The organism is Trichormus variabilis 0441 (assembly GCF_009856605.1).
Taxonomy (GTDB): Bacteria; Cyanobacteriota; Cyanobacteriia; order Cyanobacteriales; family Nostocaceae; genus Trichormus; species Trichormus variabilis.
This window is the reverse complement of record NZ_CP047242.1, coordinates 5,496,166-5,518,464: the sequence shown is the minus strand read 5'-3', so window position 1 is coordinate 5,518,464 and position 22,299 is coordinate 5,496,166. Positions and strand designations below refer to the sequence as shown.

21 protein-coding genes are annotated in these 22,299 nt (G+C 40.7%); 12 read left to right on the top strand and 9 right to left on the bottom strand.

Features of this window, described 5'->3' with window-relative positions; translation table 11 throughout:
• Nucleotides 1-205 precede the first annotated feature (205 nt).
• The 5 genes from GSQ19_RS22750 to GSQ19_RS22730 form a co-directional block, all read right to left on the bottom strand.
• Nucleotides 206-928, bottom strand: coding sequence for a Stp1/IreP family PP2C-type Ser/Thr phosphatase (locus GSQ19_RS22750; RefSeq protein ID WP_011320106.1), 723 nt, complete (start codon nucleotides 926-928; stop codon nucleotides 206-208).
• A gap of 18 nt (nucleotides 929-946) precedes the next feature.
• The gene (locus GSQ19_RS22745; protein WP_041456885.1) at nucleotides 947-2,632 is read right to left on the bottom strand and encodes an ABC1 kinase family protein; all 1,686 of its coding nucleotides are present in this window, start codon (nucleotides 2,630-2,632) and stop codon (nucleotides 947-949) included.
• 261 nt (nucleotides 2,633-2,893) lie between these two features.
• Nucleotides 2,894-3,226 carry a DUF6825 family protein gene (locus GSQ19_RS22740; RefSeq protein ID WP_011320104.1) on the bottom strand — a complete coding sequence of 111 codons (333 nt, stop codon included), beginning with the start codon at nucleotides 3,224-3,226 and terminating at the stop codon, nucleotides 2,894-2,896.
• A 270-nt stretch (nucleotides 3,227-3,496) separates the two neighbouring features.
• On the bottom strand, nucleotides 3,497-3,661 hold the full coding sequence (locus tag GSQ19_RS22735; RefSeq protein ID WP_011320103.1) for a hypothetical protein: 165 nt from the start codon (nucleotides 3,659-3,661) through the stop codon (nucleotides 3,497-3,499).
• Nucleotides 3,662-3,684: 23 nt separating this feature from the next.
• Nucleotides 3,685-4,974 carry an NAD(P)/FAD-dependent oxidoreductase gene (locus tag GSQ19_RS22730; protein ID WP_011320102.1) on the bottom strand — a complete coding sequence of 430 codons (1,290 nt, stop codon included), beginning with the start codon at nucleotides 4,972-4,974 and terminating at the stop codon, nucleotides 3,685-3,687.
• A gap of 287 nt (nucleotides 4,975-5,261) precedes the next feature.
• On the opposite strand from GSQ19_RS22730, the gene petC reads away from it, so the two are divergent.
• Both petC and GSQ19_RS22720 read left to right on the top strand, forming a co-directional pair.
• The gene (gene petC / locus GSQ19_RS22725; RefSeq protein ID WP_011320101.1) at nucleotides 5,262-5,798 is read left to right on the top strand and encodes a cytochrome b6-f complex iron-sulfur subunit; all 537 of its coding nucleotides are present in this window, start codon (nucleotides 5,262-5,264) and stop codon (nucleotides 5,796-5,798) included.
• 86 nt (nucleotides 5,799-5,884) lie between these two features.
• Entirely contained in the window at nucleotides 5,885-6,883 is a 999-nt protein-coding gene (locus tag GSQ19_RS22720) for an NAD(P)/FAD-dependent oxidoreductase (protein ID WP_011320100.1), read from the top strand.
• Nucleotides 6,884-7,001: 118 nt separating this feature from the next.
• Here GSQ19_RS22720 and csaB read toward each other — a convergent pair whose 3' ends face one another.
• Nucleotides 7,002-8,048, bottom strand: a complete 1,047-nt coding sequence (csaB, locus tag GSQ19_RS22715; protein ID WP_011320099.1) for a polysaccharide pyruvyl transferase CsaB — start codon at nucleotides 8,046-8,048, stop codon at nucleotides 7,002-7,004.
• 184 nt (nucleotides 8,049-8,232) lie between these two features.
• Here csaB and GSQ19_RS22710 point away from each other — a divergent pair, with 184 nt between their 5' ends.
• The 3 genes from GSQ19_RS22710 to hisA all read left to right on the top strand — a co-directional run bounded on the left by GSQ19_RS22710 (nucleotide 8,233) and on the right by hisA (nucleotide 9,737).
• Nucleotides 8,233-8,541 carry a DUF2499 domain-containing protein gene (locus GSQ19_RS22710; RefSeq protein ID WP_011320098.1) on the top strand — a complete coding sequence of 103 codons (309 nt, stop codon included), beginning with the start codon at nucleotides 8,233-8,235 and terminating at the stop codon, nucleotides 8,539-8,541.
• Nucleotides 8,542-8,616: 75 nt separating this feature from the next.
• The gene (locus GSQ19_RS22705) at nucleotides 8,617-8,907 is read left to right on the top strand and encodes a DUF3593 domain-containing protein (RefSeq protein WP_011320097.1); all 291 of its coding nucleotides are present in this window, start codon (nucleotides 8,617-8,619) and stop codon (nucleotides 8,905-8,907) included.
• Between the two features lie 56 nt (nucleotides 8,908-8,963).
• On the top strand, nucleotides 8,964-9,737 hold the full coding sequence (hisA, locus tag GSQ19_RS22700) for a 1-(5-phosphoribosyl)-5-[(5-phosphoribosylamino)methylideneamino]imidazole-4-carboxamide isomerase (protein ID WP_011320096.1): 774 nt from the start codon (nucleotides 8,964-8,966) through the stop codon (nucleotides 9,735-9,737).
• Nucleotides 9,738-10,359: 622 nt separating this feature from the next.
• Here hisA and GSQ19_RS22695 read toward each other — a convergent pair.
• Together GSQ19_RS22695 and GSQ19_RS22690 are read right to left on the bottom strand one after the other, a co-directional pair.
• Nucleotides 10,360-11,439: a hypothetical protein gene (locus GSQ19_RS22695; RefSeq protein ID WP_011320095.1), complete on the bottom strand. Its 1,080-nt coding sequence runs from the start codon at nucleotides 11,437-11,439 to the stop codon at nucleotides 10,360-10,362.
• 52 nt (nucleotides 11,440-11,491) lie between these two features.
• Nucleotides 11,492-12,475 carry a coiled-coil domain-containing protein gene (locus GSQ19_RS22690; protein ID WP_011320094.1) on the bottom strand — a complete coding sequence of 328 codons (984 nt, stop codon included), beginning with the start codon at nucleotides 12,473-12,475 and terminating at the stop codon, nucleotides 11,492-11,494.
• 548 nt (nucleotides 12,476-13,023) lie between these two features.
• Between GSQ19_RS22690 and GSQ19_RS22685 the strand changes: the two genes are divergently transcribed.
• The 5 genes from GSQ19_RS22685 (at nucleotide 13,024) to GSQ19_RS22665 (ending at nucleotide 18,976) form a co-directional block, all read left to right on the top strand.
• Nucleotides 13,024-13,776, top strand: a complete 753-nt coding sequence (locus tag GSQ19_RS22685) for a winged helix-turn-helix domain-containing protein (RefSeq protein ID WP_011320093.1) — start codon at nucleotides 13,024-13,026, stop codon at nucleotides 13,774-13,776.
• Nucleotides 13,777-13,834: 58 nt separating this feature from the next.
• The gene (locus tag GSQ19_RS22680) at nucleotides 13,835-15,139 is read left to right on the top strand and encodes a sensor histidine kinase (RefSeq protein ID WP_011320092.1); all 1,305 of its coding nucleotides are present in this window, start codon (nucleotides 13,835-13,837) and stop codon (nucleotides 15,137-15,139) included.
• A gap of 49 nt (nucleotides 15,140-15,188) precedes the next feature.
• Nucleotides 15,189-15,857: a phosphate signaling complex protein PhoU gene (gene phoU / locus GSQ19_RS22675; RefSeq protein ID WP_011320091.1), complete on the top strand. Its 669-nt coding sequence runs from the start codon at nucleotides 15,189-15,191 to the stop codon at nucleotides 15,855-15,857.
• Nucleotides 15,858-16,599: 742 nt separating this feature from the next.
• The gene (locus GSQ19_RS22670; protein WP_011320090.1) at nucleotides 16,600-17,226 is read left to right on the top strand and encodes a Crp/Fnr family transcriptional regulator; all 627 of its coding nucleotides are present in this window, start codon (nucleotides 16,600-16,602) and stop codon (nucleotides 17,224-17,226) included.
• A 130-nt stretch (nucleotides 17,227-17,356) separates the two neighbouring features.
• Nucleotides 17,357-18,976: an iron uptake porin gene (locus GSQ19_RS22665; RefSeq protein ID WP_011320089.1), complete on the top strand. Its 1,620-nt coding sequence runs from the start codon at nucleotides 17,357-17,359 to the stop codon at nucleotides 18,974-18,976.
• A 56-nt stretch (nucleotides 18,977-19,032) separates the two neighbouring features.
• Here GSQ19_RS22665 and GSQ19_RS22660 read toward each other — a convergent pair whose 3' ends face one another.
• A complete protein-coding gene (locus GSQ19_RS22660; protein WP_011320088.1) occupies nucleotides 19,033-19,293 on the bottom strand; it encodes a hypothetical protein in 261 nt (86 codons plus the stop codon).
• 238 nt (nucleotides 19,294-19,531) lie between these two features.
• Here GSQ19_RS22660 and GSQ19_RS22655 point away from each other — a divergent pair, with 238 nt between their 5' ends.
• Together GSQ19_RS22655 and GSQ19_RS22650 are read left to right on the top strand one after the other, a co-directional pair.
• Nucleotides 19,532-20,134, top strand: a complete 603-nt coding sequence (locus GSQ19_RS22655) for a DUF3318 domain-containing protein (RefSeq protein ID WP_011320087.1) — start codon at nucleotides 19,532-19,534, stop codon at nucleotides 20,132-20,134.
• Between the two features lie 427 nt (nucleotides 20,135-20,561).
• Nucleotides 20,562-22,289, top strand: coding sequence for a sensor histidine kinase (locus GSQ19_RS22650; RefSeq protein ID WP_011320086.1), 1,728 nt, complete (start codon nucleotides 20,562-20,564; stop codon nucleotides 22,287-22,289).
• Nucleotides 22,290-22,299 lie beyond the last annotated feature (10 nt).

Genomic DNA, 22,299 nt, shown 5'->3' with positions numbered 1-22,299 from the left:
TGCGTCATACCTTATTATGTGCAAGATGTCAACAGACAAAATTTATGTAAACTAAGCTGGCAGTGGGGAAATTTGCTGCTAAAAATATTTGTATCAAGTTGCAAATAGGAAAAATGCTCAGGTTGAACAAATTGCTGAGTATATTTACTAAAAATGCGGTTTTTGGTTGTGAGTTGCTAGTTAGAAATTAGCTATGTTGGGGACATTATTCTAAAGCGATGATAACGACGGTGATGTTATCATGTCCGCCTTGGTCTTTCGCGTCTTCCACTAAGGAAAGAGCAGATTGATCCAACAAAGAGTTAATTTGTAAGTTATGAGCGATTTTCTGATCGGGAAGTTCTTCTGTTAGACCATCACTACATAACAATAGGCGATCGCCTATCTTCGTATCCAGTGGTTGCACATCTACTTGGTGTAGGTCTTCTCTACCTAAACACCTGGATAAAACGTGGCGAAATGGATGAACTCGTGCTTCTTCGGCGGTAATGTCGCCAATTTTAATTGCTCTAGCTACCCAGGTGTGATCTTCCGTAACCTGTTCTAGTTGTGTTTCTCGCAAACGATACAGACGAGAGTCACCAACATGAGCGCACCACTGCTCTTCATTACGGAAAATCACGACTACGGCTGTTGTACCCATATCAGCCCGTTCAGGATGATTCTGCTGATCCTGTAGAATGGCTTCGTTTGCCTGCCATAAAGCTTGTTCTAGTAATTCGGGCGAGGGTTTAGAAACATCCCAATTAGAGGTCAAATACGCCTTGATTTCCCTTGTGGCGATGCGACTTGCTTCTTCACCTCCTGCATGACCACCCATACCATCAGCGACGATGAAAAATCGCCCCTCAGGGTCGATATAGTAATCATCCTGATTATTAGAACGAATAAGCCCCGGATCAGTGTGACCCGTGAAGTTGAGTTTCATAACTTTTTATCACAACAATTAATACATACGGTCATAACGATCTAGGCGGAGAAGCAGTCGAATCAGCATTACTGACACTGCTGCGGCAATTAAACCAGCCAGCAGTGCTAACCATACATAATGATTAACTAACAAAATAGTTGCTGAAAGGGTAAATCCACTGATTATCAGTGCATAACCTATGCCTATCTGAATATTGCCTTGTCGCCGGAGGAGTCGTTCTGATTCTATAGAACGTACCCGCAAGCGCATATCTCCCCGCTCTAATTTTTCTAGTGTATCTTCCAATCTCCGTGGTAATCCAAAAGCCGTGGTACTGACTTGGACTGCTTGTCGGCTCAATTCGTTGAGGAAGCTGTTGCTATCTGAACCATTCATATCGGTCATAAGCTGCATTGCGTATGGTTGGGCAACTTCCATAAAGTTAAACTCTGGATCTAACCCTTTGCCTACCCCTTCAAGGGTGGAAAAAGCACGCATCACAAAAGTGAAAGTTGCAGGAAATCTAAATGGTTGATTATAAGCTATTTCGTATAAATCATCACTAATCGCGGCTACAGATTGATTTTCAAAGGGTTTATCCATGAAGTTGTCGAGCATATACTGCACCGAACGCCGCACTGGCCCCATATCATCTACGGGTGCGATCGCTCCCAAATCTATGAGAGACTGGACTACGCGATCGCCATCTTTTTGAGCGATACCAAACAACGTTTGCATTAGCCCTTCGCGGATATTTGATTTAATCTGCCCCATCATACCGAAGTCATAGAAGATTAAGGCTCCATCGGCACTAACCGCAATATTACCTGGATGGGGATCGGCATGGAAAAATCCGTTATTGAGCAGTTGCAATAGGTAGGCTTGAGCGCCTTGACGAGCCAAGACCTTCCGGTCTAATCCTGCGGCTTCTATGGCTTCATATTGGCTGATTTTGATCCCTGGTAGGTACTCCAAAGTTAATACCCGTGGCGAAGCATAACGCCAATAAACCTTGGGGACTTTTACCCATTCATAGCCGCGAAAGTTCCGCCGAAAAGTGTCGGCGTTGCGACCTTCGTTGAGATAGTCAATCTCTTCCCAAAGAATCCGGCAACATTCTTCGTAAATCCCCATCCAATCCCGTCCTCGTCCCCATTTGGGATGGCTTTGAAAGTAACGGGCAATGCCTTTAAGAATTCGTAAATCTATCTCAAATAACTTTTTTAATCCTGGTCGCTGTACTTTAACAACGACAGATTCCCCACTATGCAATACAGCCTTGTGTACTTGTCCCAAACTAGCTGCGGCTAGAGGGATTGGCTCAAAACTGTGAAAGAGTTCGGGAATTTTTTTACCTAATTCTTGCTCAACTATTTTTTCAACTTGCTCATAGCCAAATGCTGGCACTTTGTCTTGTAGCTTTGCCAACTCTTCTACATATTCGCCAGGGAATATATCTGCACGGGTAGAAAATAGCTGCCCGACTTTAATGAAGGTTGGCCCCAAATCCAGCAGAGTATTACGAATCCAGACTGCTTGAGCTTTACGTCTTGCAGCCTGTTTTGCTTCCGTGACACCGCCAGGATAACTCCAAGATTTGTTGTAGCGCCAAAGCTTGAACATTAAGGTCAAGACAAAAGACCAAATGTCCACAAAGCGCCGCTTGCTAGAGTAGTTTTCCCGATTCCAACGGTAAGCCTTATCTGAATAATTGGTTTCCATATCTTGCGCGTACCGTTGGGTTATTACTGAATCACCTGGAAGAAAAGACACTCTGATCCCTAAATTGTTTTCCTAAATTGCCATTTGCCAATGAACGACTGACCCTTAGGGGTGACGCTCCTAATGTCGCTACCGCTACGCTAACAGCAGTTGCTACAAGTCGGGGAACTCGACGACAGTCGCTTCAAGTCGGCAAAGCCGCCCACAGCGCTGTCTCCCCAACACACTGCTTCACAACTGACAACTGACCACTAACTAAATCTATACAGAACTACTGCGATAACGTTGTAATTCGTTACGCAACAGGGCAATTTCTGCCCGTAACTCATCAATGGTGGCTTGTAAGTCAACTGAGTCAGCCGCCCCAGTTTGTCGTCCACTACCTGTAGTTGTTTGACCTGCATCAGCCGCCGCCGAGGCTCGGTTTGCTCGTTCTATCACTTCGTCAGTGAATTGGCGTAGCTGTTCTCTAGCTTCCGCATCAAATTTACCGATTTCACTCAAAGCATCAGTAAAAGCGACTTCTAGACGTTCATTAATGACTTCGGCTACAGCTCTACCGACAAAAAAGGCCTGTACAAGGGGGTTACTCATAAATTTTTGTTACGCTCATCCGCAAGAGAATTATAACTTGCCCGTATGCTTTGCGGCTTCCTTCTGACAGTGTGCTGTTAGGTTTATTTAGTTTGCCGTTTTGCTATCTAGCAATTGTAACTATATAGATATGTAATCAGCTAATGATGAATACTAGATTAGATATTAAGAAAATCTAAAATTTTTACTGCTGAGAAAATAGATGCTGCTCTTTTTTTTCTGGCTCACCTAATAAGAGAATCGCGTAGCTTATTGTAGGCGATCGCCTCTCTAATAACGACCTACGCAACGTTGGAAAGCAGGAAGATGAGGATTAGAAGCAGAAGTTGGGCTAGTGGTAGTATTGGCGATCGCTACACCACACATACCACTTTTACCCCTATGATTTAACCTAGATATTTGATGATGTCGGCGGCGGTTTCCTTGACAATTCATAATTGATTCCTCATTCTTAATCTCTACTCTTCTTTAATAATTCTCTTTACTGCCAGAGGCGCAACTAAAGACAGTCCCAATAATTTCAACGCCAGTTTTTCAAACCAAGGTACAGCAGTCCCAAAGCGCATTTTAGCTAGAAAATACCTTTCAAATAAGGCTTTAGCCCAAGTTACCCAAGTACCGCTCAACGCTACAGCCCGCCGACGTTTTCCTGTGGCTACATCAGGTAATACAGGGTTAGCGAGAAATAAAATTCCCGAATTACCAAAATCAGCGAAGCAAATCGCATCAAGTGTTGGAGTCACAGGCGGGGCAGAAAATACTCCCAATTCAATGGCGATATTATGGGCTACTGCCATGCCCATTGCTTCTGTCATTTGTCCAGTTTTGGGTACTCCCAAGGGGATATGTGTTACCTCTGGTGGTTTAATCTCTACTACAACTCCCACCGCATAAATTGAGGCATATTCAGGATGTCTGTATGTAGGCAATACTGGAATAAAACCATCCTGATTACTTAATCCCGGTACTTGCCGGACAAAGCGCGGCCCTCGGAAGGGTGGTAGTAACATTGAGTAAGCAAATGGCAATACTCTGCCATTCCCCAGATGAATCTGATTTGGCTCAATTGCTGTAACTGCTGCGTTTTCAATAACTTCTACCCCTCGTTCTGCCATGAATTTTGTCACTAACTCGGCAGAATTAGCCATCCCACCGATACCCAAATGTCCCGCATAAGGTTCTGGAGTTACAAAAGTAATCGATACTTGCTCTCTTAATCCCTTTTTCCTCAGTACGTAGTCGGCTAATAGCGTAAACTCGTAGGCAGGGCCTAAACAACTCGTTTTTGGTAATGCCCCTACTACTAATGGCCCTGGTGCTAAGAGAAAGTTTTGCCAAGCCTGAAACGCCTTGATTGCATGATGCGGATTGCATACTGATTGAGTATATCCATCGGGGCCTAAACCAGCTACTGCATCTAATGCCAGTTCCGCACCTGTGGCGATAATTAAGTAATCATAAGTAATACTTTGCTCTCCAAACGATATTTTTTGGTCTTGAGGATTCAAGTAATCTACTCGCCCTAGTATCCAATTAATACCCTTTTGCTTTAGCCGTGGTTGCAGACTCACCTGAATGGACTCTAGGGAAGTTAAACCCATTGCTACCCAAGGCAATGAAGGAATAAATGTAAAGTCAGGGGTTTCTGAAATGACGGTAACTTGATGCTGTTTGGGGAGGATATGCCGTAATTCATAAGCGGTGGGTAAACCACCCAACCCTGCACCGACGATAACAATGTGAGCCATTGCCGGAAATCTCCGAATATTTGATTGTTGATTAGCAAAAATGAAGGTTTAGAGACTGGGGTTTGTGATGTTGTGTGTGTTTTTTATACTCAATTTTCAAATTCAATAGCATAGATTGATTCTGATAATTATTATTTGTCAGCTATCAGAACTCTTGTATGACTTTTAATAAAGCTACAGACTGTAAAACACGAAGTAAGGAAAATAAGATCCTTTTGGAACCTCTCATCATATAACTATATAGTAGTATAGTATGAGTATAATTTAATGAAAAGGTGAGAAAGTTTATGGACGATACCTTAAATCAGCTCAATCCTTCCATGTCCAGGCGGCAACTCCTGAATTTCTTCACTGGGGCTATTGTGGCAGCTACGGCTAGTGCGGCCATATATCCAGCGACTAAGTTTTTTATGCCTCCAGCCGAAAGTACGGACGCAGAAGGTGGTGTTCTCGCTAAAGACAAAATCGGTCATCCCATCCCAGCCAGCCAAATTTTAGTCCAAGCATCAGGAACACGGGCTTTAATTGCTGGACTAGCTGGTGAGCCTACCTATTTAACTGTTAGGGAAGATGGCACTCTTGATCCGATGGGTATTGTTAATAACTGTACTCATTTGGGTTGTACCTTCCCTTGGAATCCTGTTGATCAACAGTTTCAATGTCCTTGTCACGGTTCACGCTATGATGCCCAAGGTTCCGTAGAACGTGGACCTGCTAACCGTCCTCTGAAGTTGGTTCACGTCCAGGTTAAAGATGATTACATTTGGATTTCATCTTGGCAAGAAACAGACCCCCGTACTGGTGAAAAACCTTGGTGGGTTTAATTTTTAAAAGCAAGCTGCTAGAAGATAATTTTTGAAAACATGGCTTACTGCATTAATTCCCCACAAAAATAGAAAAAAGCCAGAATATGCAAATATCAAAGATTAATATTTCGGAACGTCTTGACCATGTTTATGATGCAATTATTGTTGGTGGTGGTGCTGGTGGTTTATCTGCTGGAATCTACTTACAAAGATACCGTCTTTCTAGCCTAATTATTGATAAAGGTAAGGCTCGTTCTTTCTGGATGCAGGAATTACATAACTATCTAGGATTGCCTCCAGACACTCCCGGTCGTGTGTTGCTACAACAAGGGAAAAAACATTATGAATCATTGGCTGGAGATTTTTTAACTGCTTACGTTGAAGAGGTTGTGGACGAAGGTGATACTTTTGCTGTGCGAGTGAAAGTTGGTCGTCAAAATAGTACTTACTTTGTGTTGCATTCTAAGTATTTGATTGCGGCTAGTGGCATTATTGACCATCTACCATCTTTAGAAAATATGCAGAATGTTTTTGAATACGCTGGCTATAATTTGCACGTTTGTATGGTTTGTGACGGTTATGAAATGATAGATAAACAGTGCGGCTTTTTTGCAGGTAGTGAAGCTAGTATTGAGGAAATGGTGTTTAATCTGAGTTGGTTTACACCTTACATTACTATCTTTACTCATGGATTGTTTACTGTAAGTACAGAATTGCGTTCTAAATTACAGCAGTATGGTTATCGCTTAGTGGAAACACCAATTAAGCGGTTTTTAGGTCAGAATCATCATATGTCAGGTGTGGAATTGGTAGATGGTACGGTAGTTGAGTTAGAAACTGGTTTAATCTCAATGGGTTCTCGCTATCACAATACCTATTTGCAAAGAATCGACTTAGAGTTAAAAGGGGGTAATCTCGTCACAGATAAGATGTGTCGCACCTCCCACCCACGTATTTTTGCCATTGGTGATCTGAAAGTTGGTTTAAATCAAGTCGTGATTGCTGCTGGCGATGGTGCTTTAGCTGCTACACAGATTTGGCGTGATATCCGTCGTTCCTTTGGTGTACGTTGCTGGCAAGAGAATCTGATATCAAATATTTAGATACACCGAATCTCCTGCACATACCCCTCTTGCCCACTGCTTATCTCTTAGTGCGTATCTACCCGTCATCTTTTTCCTGTTGTTTATCTTAGATTTCGCAGTTTTAATCTCAGCTTGCCTAATTGATGCGCCCTAGTGCTTTCCTCAATAATTCTCTGTGCATAAAAGCACCTTCTACTAGGGTTGTGATTTTCTCAGATGCTAAAGGTTGAGCGTTAGTGTAGAAATCTATCCATGTTTTACTAATGACATTGGCGTTATCTGGTAGATTGGCTAAATCCCATCCAGGTATTGCCAAATCTTCCATTAAACGATTGATTTTGGGGTCATAACTCAAGGCAAAACAGCGACAACCTTCACTTGCTGCCATAATTAGACTGTGTAGCCTCATACCGATCGCCATTTCAACACCACGAAATACACCTTTTAAAATCTGTGGGTCTTCTATACACACAATTTCGCTAACATCTTTTAATTGAGGTTGTATTGCTTGAGCGATCGCTAAATCTTCGCTTTTTTGAAATGGCAGTAATAAAATAAAAGCTTGGGTAGATTTTTGCAGACTCACCAAGGCTTGAGTTAAGTTAGCTAACCGTGGCGCTGTTAATTGGGGATGGTTTCTTAAGGTGACGGCAATTCTAGGGGTAGGTAAATTGGCAAGTTCTGGGAATGGTTTTGCCTGTAACGCCCAAACTGGGTCTGGTGCAAGTATATAAGGAATCTGCCAATCAGCTAATAATGCAGCACTCACGCGATCGCGTACACTAACTGTTGTGCAACCAGAAAAATTATGTTGTGCTAACCAGCGAGTCTGGGGACGCACTAGGGGGCCAATCCCTTGCGCCCAAGCTACAGTCTTTAAACCCATTTTCTGCGCTAACGCCATCAGTCCCCCATAGTAAAAAGGACTGATACTGCTGGTGACATCCTGAATTAGACTCCCGCCACCCCAAATAAAAGCATCACAAGAACGTAAAGCTGGCAACACAGATGTTAGAGACATCCGATTGTGAGATTCTACACCATAGCGATCGCTAGTTTCTTCTGGATTTCCAGACAGCACCACAGGCGTAACATGAGATGGTAACATTTGCAGAAGCGTTGCCAATAAAGCTTCGTCACCACCATTTCCCTTACCGTAATACCCAGATAATAATGCCCGCATTCCATTTAAAATTGTGGATGTTGGATTTTAGATTATCAATATTTTCTTCATTGTTGACGAGATGTCAGTCATATCGCCAAAAATATGAATTTACCTATGGGAAGATGAACATAGTGCCGAGTGCTGAGTCAAAGCCTAATGACTACTGACTATTGACAATTGACTACTGACTATTGACCATCTTATGAACGTTCTCTCAATTCCCACCTGGATTATTCATGTTTCTAGCGTTATCGAGTGGATTGCCGCTATTTGGTTAATCTGGACTTATGGCGAACTCACTGCTAACCGCAGTTGGTGGGGATTGTCCCTAGCAATGTTACCAGCCTTGGTTAGTGCTATGTGTGCTTGTACATGGCATTATTTCGATAACTCCGAATCTCTAGAATGGATAGTGACACTGCAAGCAACCATGACTTTAGTAGGGAATTTTACCCTGTTGGCAGCAGCATGGTTGATTTGGCGTTCTGCGAAAATAGAGGTTAGGGATTAGAGAATAAGGGAGAGAAGGTAAACGAGTGCAAATCTCTCCCCCCAATTACCAATTACCAGTTACCAAATTGTGATTATGTCTAAAGAAACCCTATTTGCCCTATCCCTATTTCCCTATTTGGGTTTCTTGTGGTTTATCCACCGCAGTCAGCTGATGCCTCGTTTAGCCCTATATGGATTTTACGGTACTCTTGTTTTTGTAGGTGTGACTATTCCCGCCGGCATTTATGCCAAAGTTCATTATGGTGAAGCCTTAGCAAACGTAGACTGGTTACACGGTGGTGCGGAAGTATTTTTGACTCTTTCTAATATCTTGATTGTAGTGGGTTTCGCACAAGCTGTCAGACAACTAAAAGTGAAAAACTAAATCGGGATTTGCACAAAATTAGTACTCTTCATGGCATTAAATACAGGGGGATGGAGATGGATGTTATTCCAGCAATTGATTTACTAGAAGGTCGTTGTGTGCGACTCTATCAAGGAGACTACGATCGCTCACAAGTGTTTAGTGAAAATCCGGTTGATGTTGCTAAACAGTGGGTAGATGAGGGTGCAACACGTCTGCACATAGTAGATTTAGATGGTGCGAAAGCAGGTAAAGTAGTAAATCTAGGAGCAATTGAAGCGATCGCTCAAGCTATTTCTATACCTATTGAAATTGGTGGCGGATTGCGCGATCGTTCCAGTGTGGAACAAGTATTTAATTTAGGTGTACAGTGGGCAATTCTCGGTACTGTCGCCGTAGAACAACCCCAGCTTGTACAAGAACTCTGTCAACAATACCCCGGACAAATTATTATCGGTATAGATGCTCGTAACGGACTAGTAGCTACTCGTGGTTGGTTAGAGACATCTGAAGTTTTAGCAACTCAATTGGCTGTACAGATGCAGGAAATGGGTGCAGCCGCCATCATTTACACAGATATCCACCGTGACGGGACTCTCGCAGGCCCAAATTTAGACGCATTGCGAGAACTAGCAGCCGCCATTTCCATCCCTGTGATTGCATCTGGTGGAGTGAGTTCTGTCACCGATTTGTTGAGTTTGTTGGCGTTGGAACCCCAAGGCGTGACTGGTGTGATTGTGGGACGTGCATTGTATACAGGTGATATTAACTTAAAAGAGGCATTGCAGGCGATCGGGCCAGGACGTATTCAAGACATACCACCGAATTTAGACTTCTCTTCCTTTGCTTAAGATAATTCAACTTGAGGCTGGTGGTGTTTGCGTAGGGTCTTTACAAGATACTATGTGAACACAAAGATCACCTGTAAACTGCCATAGTATTTTTTAATTTCCGGAATCCTCAATACCAGATTGTAGTTAGGTATATAAGTTCATCGGCAGTTAGCGTTTCCCTTTGACTCGTTTAAAACATTTGGTTGTAATCAAATTAACCTGCCGAGCAACTATCTATAGAAAGTAGCTTAAAATACTGAATAATTTATTCTGACAAATCTTTCAGTTCTTAAAACAACTACAAATAATGGGTTTCCTTGGACATAGAGACGTAAATATTATAACGTCTCTATTTTATTTTACTATGTAAATTTATTGACTGATTTCTGGAAATAGTAATATGCTAAATGAAGATACAATTATTACTCATTAGCAGATTGCATTCTATGGCTAGCCAACAACCTAATCCCAATCAACCATCCAATAAAAATTTAAAGGCAAGCAACAAGAATAGAAAAAAACCACTCAATAATGGAAAACCAGATAAAACAGACCAATAATATTTTTAATTAAATGTGTTTACATTTTAAAAAGACGTAACGAAAATTACGTCTTTTTATTTATTTTTATTATTTGTATTTTATTTATTTTTCACTTGACTTTTTGCCTGTTCTAAAGCTATTTCCTTGATTGCTTGATAAGAATTGACATTAGCAGTACCTTCAATAGCTTTTACCGCTAAATCTTGAACTTGCTTGAGTGCAGAATCAAGCTGTTTAGATAAGTTTTGTAGTCGCGTCTCTTGATTGTTAATTGTTTGTTCCAAAGACTGAAGTCTCTGTTCATAGAAGCGTTTCTGTCCTTCTACTTCTTTAGCATATAAATCAGCTTTAACCTTAGCTTGGTAGTAAGCAATCCCTTTACCTTCTTCTGTAGCTTTCTTAACGGCAGCTTCTTTCTCTTTAGGAAATACTTCTACTTTCGTTTTAAAATCTTCAAATTGCTTTTCTCTTTCGGCAATTACTTTTTCCCGATCGTTCCACTGTTTTTCTGCATCTTGTTGTAATGCTTCTAATTGGTTATACAAAGCTTTTTGCTGTTGTTCGTAGTCATCCGTTGCCAATTGACGAGCAAGTTCTAAATCATATTTGTACTCTGCATTATCTCGTTGTCGAGTTTTATTTTGATTTTCATTTCGTTCTTTGATATTTCTTTGGTATTCTTCTTGTTCTTTTTGCCAATTTATTCTTTGTTCAAGAATTTCTTGCGAAAGTACTTCATAGCGCTGATTAAATTCATCTTGATAGGCTTTTGCATTTTCTTCATAAGTAGTAATAAGTGTATCTAATGTATTTTCAGAAACTTCTAAGCTATGTAGGGTTTTTAATTGCTCAACTTCTGTTGCCACCGCTTCGCTAATTCCAGATAGTGTTGAAGCTTGTGTAGTCAGCTTTTCCGATAATTCATTTACTGCACTACCAAATCCCAACTGAATTTTTGCTAGACTCTCAATTGTATGATTCATTTTTTGTTGGATGGTATAAGGCTGATTCATTATCTGAGTTTGTTCTGATTTTGGTTGTTCTTTCTTGATAGTTGGTGTTTCTTTAGGCGCTTGGCTAAGTTGAGACTTAAGAGATGCTGTTTCTTTAGTTAAATCTTCATAAGCCTGTAAAATTTCTGCTTTGGTGTTCTTATCAGTTAACTTTTTGACTGCCATAAAAACCTCTATTTACTGCCACTATTGGTTGCGAATTTCCAAAAACTGATATTTATTTAGTTGTGGAACTATCAAAAGCTCTCATTGCTAAATCTTGTGATTGTTTTAGTGTTGTTTGCAATTGAGCCGAAATACTTTCTATTTGTTCTGTTTGTTTTTGAATAGTTTCTTCCAGTGATTTAATTTTTAATTCGTAACTCTGCTTACTGGCTTCCCACTCTTTTTCAAATAAATCTGCTTCAATTTTAGCTTTTTGACTTGTATCTTTAATTGCTTCTTCTCTAGCTTTTTTCACTGCTTCTTCTAATTCTGCTGGGAATGCAGCTACTTTTTGTTGATATTCTGCAAAGATGGTTTGACGTTCGGTGTTAATTTTTTCTCTTTCTGACCAATCTTTCTCTTTCTGTTGAGTTCTTTCTTGAATATCTCTTTCTAGATTCCGTTTTTTAGACTCGTATACATCTGTGTTGAGTTTACGAGTTGTTTCTAATTTATATTGATATTCCTCTGCTTCTTGCTGACGTTCTTTGGCTAAAATATCATTGTAAGCTTGTAGAGATTCTACATATTCAGCTTGCTCTTTTTGCCATTCTTTACGTCTAGTTGATATTTCTTTTTCTAAAGCTTCTCTTTTACTAGCTGTATCTTGCTCTAGAGTCTTTAATTTTTCCTGGTGTTCTTGGGTCAAGATATCTAAAGCATCTGCAACAACTCTAATTTTTTGTAAATCTTGTAAATGCTTTGTTTCAATTTCTATAGATTGGTTCAATTCATCTAATTTAGAGTTTTCTTTAGCCAATTTTGTAGAGAGTGCATTAACAGTACTACCAAATTCTAATTGTAAATCTGCTAAAGATTTGACAATACTATCAACTGTATATTGAGAAGCAATTGCCAAAATTTCTTGATTTTTTGCCTTGTCTGCTTCTTCTTGTTTAGTGGCTATTTTGGATTCTAGTTTTTTCTGTTCTGCTAAAATTTGTTGAAATGCTTGCATTAGTTGCTGCTTGCTATCTTTGAGGGCAACTGTCGTCATATTTCAACTCCCTTGATTAGATGATGATTAATTGAGTAGTCAGCAATACCAGTAACTACTCCATGCACACATGATGGTAGCCCCTAAATATACATTTAAGGTGCAGTGCAAATACTGTAATAAAGCAATAAATATTACTTGGCATAAAATCAAATTTATGCCGTGAGTTTTATTGTTGTTTGGTATGCTCTTAGTACAAAAGTACTAAAAAGAATATACTTAAATCAATAGACCCCTGTCAAGCAGTTTGTGGTTTTAGTTGACAATCAATATCTATATTCAGGCTCAATCTAAAATCCTGTAGAATTTTGGAATTTTGGATCTCTTGGGGCTATCTGTGGTGTATTTTAAATTTTGTATAGAGCTATTGCACTCCAGAAATTGCTCTGAGCGTGTAGCTAGAGCGATTTATGGTATATTTGGCAGTGTTACATATATTACTTGCAGAATCATTCACGATCGCCAAAGTGTGAATGTAGTGAAAAATAGATAATCAACTCTAACCACCATATTGATACAACCACAGGGCCTGAACTTTTGTGATATCAATGTACACCAGTGAATCGATTAAGTATTCGGCTAGAACAGAGATTGGACAAACCAGTCGGATTCTGGTAGTGGAAGACGAAGAACTCATCCAAGAAATGCTAGCAGTAGCACTGGAAGAGGAAGGTTATGGGGTAGTAACTGCTGCTGATGGTAGGTCAGCTGTGGAGTATCTCAAAAGTTTTGAACCAAACGGAGGTGATTTTCCCTTTGATTTGGTGATTCTCGATTTGATGTTACCCCAAATAAATGGCTTAGATATCTGCCGTTTGTTGCGTCATCAAGGCAACCCAGTACCAATTTTGATGCTCAGTGCCAAAGGTAGTGAAACCGATCGCGTGTTAGGTTTAGAAGTAGGGGCAGATGACTATTTAACTAAGCCCTTTAGTATGCGGGAGTTGGTGGCACGTTGTCGCGCTTTACTCCGTCGTCAGCGCCTCATCACTTTACCCCAACTACCTGTACTGAAATTTAAAGATGTGACTTTAAATCCTCAAGAGTGTCGCGTATTGGTACGAGGACAAGAAGTAAATCTTTCACCCAAAGAGTTCCGCTTGTTGGAACTGTTCATGAGTTACGCTCGTCGAGTATGGTCACGGGAACAATTGCTAGACCAGGTTTGGGGGCCGGATTTTGTCGGCGATAGCAAAACTGTAGATGTCCACATTCGTTGGTTGCGAGAAAAATTGGAACAAGACCCCAGTCACCCAGAATATATTGTGACTGTAAGAGGATTTGGATATCGATTCGGATAAGCTATTGAGATAGTTGTTAGTTTTTATTAATCACCCGCAACTAACAACTTAAACTCAAATGCTCTTATTGGGATTTTTTCTGGGTTTGGCGGTAGGTATTGGGTTATGGATTTGGCAACAGATTCAACTAAACCGCTACCTGACGCGAGTTACCCAACCTCTGCACTCCCATACTTCTAAGCTGAAAGTGGCGTTGCCGTTGCTTCCTCGTCTGCAACGAGAAATCGCTACTCTCAAACAGCATCGACTAGATTTGCAACAGTCGCTGCAAACTTACCAAGACCTACTGGAATTTGCGCCAGTGGGCTATTTGCAGGTAGATGAAGAAAATCAATTGCTGTGGTGTAATCAGCAAGCCAGAGAAATCTTATATTTACAAAGATGGCAACCGGGACAGGTGCGTTTGTTGCTAGAATTGGTGCGTTCTTATGAACTTGATCAGTTAATCGAGCAAACACGCGATCGCCAAAAACCCCAAACGAAAGAGTGGGTATTTCATCCCTCTTGTGATAACGCCGCAGAAATGCCCACCATCAAATCTATGATGTTAAGGGCGTTTAGCTTACCACTACACGATGAACAAGTAGGAGTTTTTCTGGAAAATCGCCAGCCCCTCCTAGACATGAATCAGCTAAGGGAAAGGTCTTTTTCTGATTTAGCCCATGAATTACGCACACCCCTAACCTCCATTCGCTTGGTTGCAGAAACCCTGCAAAATCGCCTGGAACCGCCCTTAAATCGTTGGGTTGACCGTTTGATGCAGGAAGTGGACAGACTGGTTAACTTAGTCCAAAGTTGGCTAGAACTGACCCAAATGGAAGCAAATCCTACCATGCAGTTGCAGATGGAAACGGTAGAATTGCGATCGCTCATCACTTCAGTGTGGGAAACCCTAGAACCTCTAGCACAGCGTCAAAATCTCTCTCTCTCCTACTCTGGCCCAGAAAAACTCTTGATTAAAGCCGACTCAGCCCGGATTTATCAAGTATTTCTCAACTTGCTAGATAACAGTATTAAGTACAGCTCACCCAATACCAGTATTCAAATTCAAGCCGAAATCTTATCTTTTAAGAAGAATCATGAAGCTAATTCTGCTCCTCCCATCCTCGAAATAAATTTAATTGATGCTGGTAAAGGTTTTGCAGAAGAAGATTTACCCCATGTTTTTGAGCGATTTTATCGAGGAGATAAAGCCCGGACACACTCAGCTTTGCAGGATACTAATATTGTCGGTAATGGGTTAGGTTTAGCGATCGTCAGACAAATTATTTTAGCTCACGGTGGCTCTATCAAAGCCATGAACCATTCAGAAATCGGTGGCGCATGGATACAACTTCACATACCTGAAGTAGTGGCAAACTGACAACGCCAAGACTATAGTTAAAGATATCTTCACGTTTGAGACTACAAGTGTGAAAGCTGTCGTTTATAGTCCCAACCCTGAAAATCCCCAGTTAGCACGAGCCATTAGGCGTTTAGAACGGGATGTATTACGCATGGGAGCTTTGGTAGAACAATCATTCCGCCTCAGCCACCAAGCCTTATTCTCCCGCGACTTAAAAGCGGCTGAGGAACTTCCCCGATTAGATAAAAAAATAGACCGTTTTTATAGACAAATAGAATCAGATTGTACATCCATAATGACATTACAAGCACCTACAGCCCAAGATTTGCGCTGTTTGAGTGCTTTTATGCAATTAGTCAGAGATTTAGAGCGTATTGGTGATTATGCCAAAGATTTAGCTCAAATAGCAGTCAAAATCTTTCCTTATCCGACTCACCCATCTCTACCGGAAATTGCTGTCATGGCCCATCACGCCCAAGCTATGCTAGCTACTAGCTTAGTGGCTTTGGCAGATTTAGATGAAGCCGGTGGACGTAGTATCAAGCATTTAGATGATGCTGTAGATAATGCCTATGATCACCTCTATCAAACTTTATCCCAGCAACGAGATGTGCAAGGCGTTGTTGAGCCAATCATACTGCTAGCACTGGCAATTCGTTGTTTAGAACGTATGGCTGATCATGCAACTAACATCGGTCAACGAGTGGCATATATCGTAACTGGTCAACGTGCCTAATTGTAGCTGGAGTATTTTTTAGCGAATCCCATCCCTCCCAGGAGCGGGATTTTTTTTATTAAAGGTGATATTTTACCAATCGTTTATCTTTTCTTAAACTTACAAAACTAGATTAGCTTATAACGACAGCTAAAACACATAGTAAAAAGTATTACATTTAACCAAAGAGTCTTAAGTAAAGCTTTGGTTGATTATCATCACCAGACTCTGACCTCAACGTAGGAATTAGAGATTATTTAGGTAGAGAGAAAAGAAATTTTCACTCTCTTGTTGCGTGATTCGTCATATGAGCGTTTAAGGCGAAAGGAAGAAAAAACAACATTAAGTAATCTTATGTTACTCATGAGCAGTAATTATATCTGTCCTGGCATTAGGTGTTTAAAATACAGCTATTTGATAAATATCAATATATAAAGACCCTATGATTTAACTCTGAAATAGCAATTCAAAAATTACTTACAAACTATAAAGATGGACTATTAAAATAAAGTATGTTTACTAAAAATACTTTATTTATTGTTTATTTTTCAGGGAAAAATGCAAGATATACTCATGTTTTAAGATAGCCATCACAAGATAATCAAAAATTCAAATCTTAACTTTAAAAATTTGCTGCTGTATTTTAATAGACTAAACCTATTAAATTTTTATAAATCGCAATACTTATTAGATATCGATACAATTGCCAAGACCCCAAATTATTTGAAGATTCATTATTTCTCCTTTAGAAAATGCTCATATAATGTCTTCTACAATTTTTCCTCAAACTTCTGCTGTTATCTTGAATGACTCTACGATAAATGAGCATTTAACACAAAGACTATTTACGCGTAAAGAAGTCATCCCACCTGGTAAAGACATACTCTGGCGCATTGAGAGTGGGGCTGTTCGGACTCTCACCTGGAGTGAAGATGGCTCATTTATTACTTTGGGTTATTGGGGAGTAGGAGATGTGATTGGTTATCCTTTATCCAAGGTAAACCCATATCAAATTGAATGCTTGACAAGTGTAGAGGCTATTATTATACCTCAGCATCTTTGGCATCAATACACTAATAATCTGCTGACGCATATTCAACGGTCAGAGGAGCTTTTAAGCATCGTTCACCGTAAGCCTCTTTCCCTACGTTTATGGCAATTTCTTATTTGGCTAAGTCAAAAGTTTGGGCGTAACTTAGAAAACGGCCAACTCATTGAGATATATATTACCCATCAGGAAATTGCCGAGGTCTTGAACACAACAAGAGTGACTGTAACAAGGTTACTACAGCAGTTTGAAAATGAAGGCGTGCTAGTACGTTATAAACGTCGCATTATTCTATGTTCACCAAATAAAACAATTATGAATATGAACTTAAAAAATAGGTAACTATCTTGTCTTTAGTACTGCTAAAGATGTATAGTCATTATATAAATCATGTGTATATACCCTTAAGTAAAAGAGGGTTAAATATATCACCGTGAGTATGAACTAATTGGTGTGAGTGAAGTTATAAACCATGACAAAACTGTTCTGGAACGCTTTAAAATTTAGTCCAGTTGTTTTTGCTGCGACATTTTTCGCTAGTAATAGCGCCTTAGCTGGTGAGGCAGTAACCAGTGTTTCCCAATTAACACAAGCTTCTAAAGCTCAAAATATTGGTCAGGTAACATCTGTATCACAATTCTCAGATGTGCAACCTACCGATTGGGCATTCCAAGCATTACAATCTCTGGTTGAGCGTTATGGTTGTATTGCAGGTTATCCCAACGGCACATACCGTGGTAATCGTGCTTTGACCCGTTATGAGTTTGCTGCTGGTTTGAATGCTTGTTTAGACAGAGTTAACGAACTGATTGCTACAGCAACAGCTGATTTAGTTAGCAAGCAAGATTTAGCTACTTTACAGCGTTTACAAGAGGAATTTTCTGCTGAATTAGCAACTTTACGCGGTCGTGTCGATGCTTTAGAAGCTCGTACTGCGGAGTTAGAAGCTAATCAATTCTCTACTACTACCAAGCTTTCTGGAGAAGCAATCTTCAGTGTGTCCCAAGCTTTTGGTGACACTAGAGCGCTACCTTCTGGTTCTCAAGCTGCTCGAAGCGATTTAGATTCTAACCTGGCTTTTGCTAACCGGGTACGTTTAACCTTAAACAGCAGTTTCACCGGCACAGACCAGTTGCAAACTCGGTTAAATGCTGGAAACATTATTGCTAATAATGCCAATAACATAGGTAATGCTTCCACCGGCACTAACATGACTCGCTTGGGTTATGACGGCGGTACTGATAACAGTGTTACCATCGATAAACTCAACTATGCGTTCAATCTGAGCGATTCTATCCGGGTCAAGATTGATGCAACTGGCGCTGAGTTGAACGAAAACGCCAATGTGTTTAATCCTGACTTTAGAAGCAGTGGTTCTGGCGCTCTCTCCCGCTACGGACGTTTTAGCCCTATTTATCGTCAAGCCAACGACGGTGCTGGTATCACAGTAAATGTTAATCCCAACGGGCCTTTAACTTTTACAGCAGCTTACGTGGCAACAGGCAGAAATAATGCTGCTAACCCTGCTGATGGAAATGGTTTATTTGATGGCAACAATGCCATTTTTGGTCAGGTTTCTTTTAAACCAAACCAAGCTCTTAACCTTGGTTTCGCCTACGCTCGTACTTATCAACAAACTCCCAACCTCTTCGGTAGCACAGGAAGTTCTTTTGCGAATAATCCCTTTGCTGGTGCTAGAACCGAAGCTAACCACTACGGTTTCCAAGCTACATTCCAACCCAGTTCTACCCTAACCCTTGGTGGTTGGGTGGGCTACACCACTGCTGAGGCTGTAACTGGTGCTAACAGAGATGCAGATGCGTTTTACTGGGCTGCTAGCCTTGGTATCAAAGACTTTGGTAGAGAAGGGAATACATTGGGTTTGATATTTGGTCAGCCACCTAAAATCACTGGCGGTAACAATATTGCATCAGAAAGCGGCACTTCTTATCATTTAGAAGGTCTTTACAAGCTGAAACTAACTGATAATATTCTCGTGACCCCCGGTTTATTGGTGATTTTCAACCCAGAAAACAACAACAACAACGATACTATTTATGTAGGTACACTCCGTACTACATTCACTTTCTAAGTTAAGTATTTAACTACTTAATGTTAACCAAAGCTCTCTATACAAGAGGGCTTTTTTTATTGCAAATCAGAATCTTGTGGTTTAGACAAATTGGATGGAGGCCGATCGCTACTCCATGCCCACCAAACACAACCACATTGGCAATTGTAGAACTCCTGCCATTTACGCCGATGGTCTGTTGTTAGCACGGGCGATCGCCGATTAATCCAAACTTGTGAAGCTTCTAAACTACTGGCGCGGCAGGTTGGACAGCAAAACTCGTAAGCATGAACTGCCTTTTGTGTCCATTCGGGGGGGGTGGGAGCAAACGCATCCATGTGATAATTCGTAGTTCGTAATTCGTAATTTAGAACTTTTACGGTGTTTTTTCATACACTCTATTTCATCATAATAGAGTTAAGCTTTGTGTTGGGATTAGCAATAGATTTTTACTTGGGGAAGTAGCTATGGACTGATCTCCGTGGCTCTGTGGTGAAAAAATAACTTTTGAAACAGCTACAGGGGTACAGAAAAGTTTGTATCTTAATTACAAATCATGGATTACGAATTATTTCTATGGAGCCAAAAGTTGAAATACGTCGTTTATTTGAGGTAATGCCGGCTTCTGGTAGGATGACGATTAAAATTGTCAGCAAACCAGAACAAAATCAGGTAATTGACCCGATTTTTCCTTTGCCCTGGAATCAAGAGAGGCTAATATATATAAACTTTGGTTTATGGGAGCGCTTGACAAAACCACAACGAGATTTGCTCATATTACAAAAGGTCGCTTGGTTGACAGGGGTGAGGTGGTTTACACCAAATATTTATCAGGGTGTGGTGTTAGCAGGGCTTTTGGGCGGATTAGTGGAATCTGCACAATCTGATGTGGTGGGGGTGGCGATCGCTGGGGGATTGAGTGCGATCGCTTTGTTGCGGATCTGGCGTAGCAACAAATCTCAAGAGTCTGAGTTAAATGCTGACACAGCAGCGATCAAAGTTGCTCAACGCCGTGGTTATTCCGAAGCCGAAGCAGCACAAAATTTACTATCAGCAATTGAGTCAGTAGCTAAGATAGAAGGGCGTTCTAGCTTAGATTTTATCGCTTTGATTCGTTGCCAAAATTTACGAGCGATCGCCGGTCTTTCACCAGTGGGTATACCAGCAAAATTTCTATAATTTACTACAATATTTAGTTTCTTGTTGGTTATGAAGCTGGTTTGTCATCTAAAATAGAAACCGATTGCTAAAGATTATCTCTTCCAACATTCCCGATGAAAAAGGGATTATTAGGTTAGAAGCTATTAACTAGTGTTTTTATCCAGAACCGACGAAGGAACCGGCTAGACTAACAAGATTCTGACAAATAATCAGGGAAACTACTAAAAAATCGACAAAATAACAAGTATTTTGTACTAACAAGTCACCATGTAAACATTCATATCAAAACTACTCAAACACCGTGAAGTCATGCGAATTATCTAAAAGGTGAATTACTTATATTTTTTATCAGCCAAGATAATACAGGTGGTTATCAACATTTGTAATAGTTATACAAATGACGGTGGTTTAGTGGTTTTGGCGGGAGGGTAAGGAGATTTGAGGGATGCAAACTCAACAGCCGATCCCTGTTGACAGCAGTTCAGACAGCAAAGAAGTGTCATTAGAAGAGCCATCAACATCGACAGACGAACTCCCAACTATAGAATTTCCTTCACGAGGGAAACTCAAAGCAAGTTCCTGGCGTATCCATCAGAAAATTGGGTATGGATACTTTGTGGCAATTGGAATTGGCTTTTTCGGCTCACTCACTGGATTGGTAATTGCCAATTACTACCGAGGCAAAGAAATCAGGGAATTTAATCAAGCTCAAGAACAAAGACAATTATTAACCGATTATAAGAATGCTGTTATTGGAGCGCAACTACATAGCTCTAATATTGTGGCATTTTTGGAAGATCCCCAGCGCTTACCCATGAAAAAAGCCGATTTCTTGAGGGATGTCAAAAAAGCCGAAGCTGGTGAACAAAAAATTGCCAAGTTTATAGAGGGTAGACCTAAAGACTTGGCTGCAACTAGTGTCAACTTAAAAGCTCTATTACAAGACTATGCGTTTTATTTAGATGCTTATGTGCAGCAAATAGATGCTGTCGTAGCAGAGATTCAGCAGCCTGTACCACCAAAACAGGCGGCTCAAGTCAGAGCGAAGTTATTGGAGATTATGCGCGGCGAAACAGCCATGCAGCTAGAGCAACTCTCACGGAAGTTATCCAATATCTTACAAACTGCTGAATCAAAAGAGCGTCAGAGACAAAGAGATGTTGAAGAAGCCAAAAGCGTTGAGAGATTAATTGTGATGGTGAGTATGCTGGTGTCAGTGGCGATCGCTGCCATCGTAGCATGGCGGACTAGTCGAGCGATCGCTGAACCAGTCATTACCGTCACCCAAGTAGCAGAACAAGTAGCCCGTAAACCGAATTTTGATTTACGCGCTCCTGTCACGACAGAAGATGAAATCGGCTTACTGGCTAAATCCCTCAATCGTCTAATTGAGCGTGTATCTGAGCGTACCAAAGAACTAGAACAAGCTAAAGAACTAGCTGAAGCAGCCAGCAAAGCAAAAAGTATATTTCTTGCCAATGTTAGTCATGAGTTGCGTACACCTTTAAACGCTGTAATTGGCTTAAGCCAACTCCTCAAAGACGATGCGGCTGACCTGAGTTTGTCGGGAGAATTCACCAGTGATCTAGAAACCATCAATTCTGCGGGTAGACACCTACTGGAACTAATTAACGATATTCTGGATTTGTCGAAAATTGAAGCGGGTAAAATGACCCTTTATCCAGAGATATTTGATGTTGTTACACTCATAAATAATGTTGTTTTAACCGTCAAACCGACTATAGAAAAAAATAACAACATTTTAGAAATATATTGTGATGAACACCTGGGTACAATGTATGCTGATCAAACCAGGATGCGGCAAGTATTATTAAATCTACTCAGTAATGCTGCTAAATTCACCACCAACGGCAGTATCAAACTTACAGTTAGGCGAGAAAAAGAAGATTTTTTAGCAGAAATGCCCTTTGGTGCGATATCCTTCACGGTGAGTGATACAGGTATTGGGATGTCCCCTAGTCAGCAGCTACAGTTATTTCAACCCTTTACTCAAGGCGACACCTCAACCACGAAAAAATATGGCGGTACTGGACTAGGTTTAGCAATTAGCCGCCACTTTTGCCAGATGATGGGAGGGGAAATTATCGTCAAAAGTCAACCAGGTCTGGGTTCGACTTTTACCGTCTATCTGCCACTTCAGGAGCAAAGTTGAAGGTAGAGTA

Excerpts from the sequence above, each read along its gene's own strand:
- GSQ19_RS22750 (WP_011320106.1), bottom strand. The coding sequence starts at position 928 with ATGAAACTCAACTTCACGGGTCACACTGATCCGGGGCTTATTCGTTCT.
- GSQ19_RS22745 (WP_041456885.1), bottom strand. The coding sequence starts at position 2,632 with ATGGAAACCAATTATTCAGATAAGGCTTACCGTTGGAATCGGGAAAAC.
- GSQ19_RS22740 (WP_011320104.1), bottom strand. The coding sequence starts at position 3,226 with ATGAGTAACCCCCTTGTACAGGCCTTTTTTGTCGGTAGAGCTGTAGCC.
- GSQ19_RS22735 (WP_011320103.1), bottom strand. The coding sequence starts at position 3,661 with ATGAATTGTCAAGGAAACCGCCGCCGACATCATCAAATATCTAGGTTA.
- GSQ19_RS22730 (WP_011320102.1), bottom strand. The coding sequence starts at position 4,974 with ATGGCTCACATTGTTATCGTCGGTGCAGGGTTGGGTGGTTTACCCACC.
- petC (WP_011320101.1), top strand. The coding sequence starts at position 5,262 with ATGGACGATACCTTAAATCAGCTCAATCCTTCCATGTCCAGGCGGCAA.
- GSQ19_RS22720 (WP_011320100.1), top strand. The coding sequence starts at position 5,885 with ATGCAAATATCAAAGATTAATATTTCGGAACGTCTTGACCATGTTTAT.
- csaB (WP_011320099.1), bottom strand. The coding sequence starts at position 8,048 with ATGCGGGCATTATTATCTGGGTATTACGGTAAGGGAAATGGTGGTGAC.
- GSQ19_RS22710 (WP_011320098.1), top strand. The coding sequence starts at position 8,233 with ATGAACGTTCTCTCAATTCCCACCTGGATTATTCATGTTTCTAGCGTT.
- GSQ19_RS22705 (WP_011320097.1), top strand. The coding sequence starts at position 8,617 with ATGTCTAAAGAAACCCTATTTGCCCTATCCCTATTTCCCTATTTGGGT.
- hisA (WP_011320096.1), top strand. The coding sequence starts at position 8,964 with ATGGATGTTATTCCAGCAATTGATTTACTAGAAGGTCGTTGTGTGCGA.
- GSQ19_RS22695 (WP_011320095.1), bottom strand. The coding sequence starts at position 11,439 with ATGGCAGTCAAAAAGTTAACTGATAAGAACACCAAAGCAGAAATTTTA.
- GSQ19_RS22690 (WP_011320094.1), bottom strand. The coding sequence starts at position 12,475 with ATGACGACAGTTGCCCTCAAAGATAGCAAGCAGCAACTAATGCAAGCA.
- GSQ19_RS22685 (WP_011320093.1), top strand. The coding sequence starts at position 13,024 with ATGTACACCAGTGAATCGATTAAGTATTCGGCTAGAACAGAGATTGGA.
- GSQ19_RS22680 (WP_011320092.1), top strand. The coding sequence starts at position 13,835 with ATGCTCTTATTGGGATTTTTTCTGGGTTTGGCGGTAGGTATTGGGTTA.
- GSQ19_RS22670 (WP_011320090.1), top strand. The coding sequence starts at position 16,600 with ATGTCTTCTACAATTTTTCCTCAAACTTCTGCTGTTATCTTGAATGAC.
- GSQ19_RS22665 (WP_011320089.1), top strand. The coding sequence starts at position 17,357 with ATGACAAAACTGTTCTGGAACGCTTTAAAATTTAGTCCAGTTGTTTTT.
- GSQ19_RS22660 (WP_011320088.1), bottom strand. The coding sequence starts at position 19,293 with ATGGATGCGTTTGCTCCCACCCCCCCCGAATGGACACAAAAGGCAGTT.
- GSQ19_RS22655 (WP_011320087.1), top strand. The coding sequence starts at position 19,532 with ATGGAGCCAAAAGTTGAAATACGTCGTTTATTTGAGGTAATGCCGGCT.
- GSQ19_RS22650 (WP_011320086.1), top strand. The coding sequence starts at position 20,562 with ATGCAAACTCAACAGCCGATCCCTGTTGACAGCAGTTCAGACAGCAAA.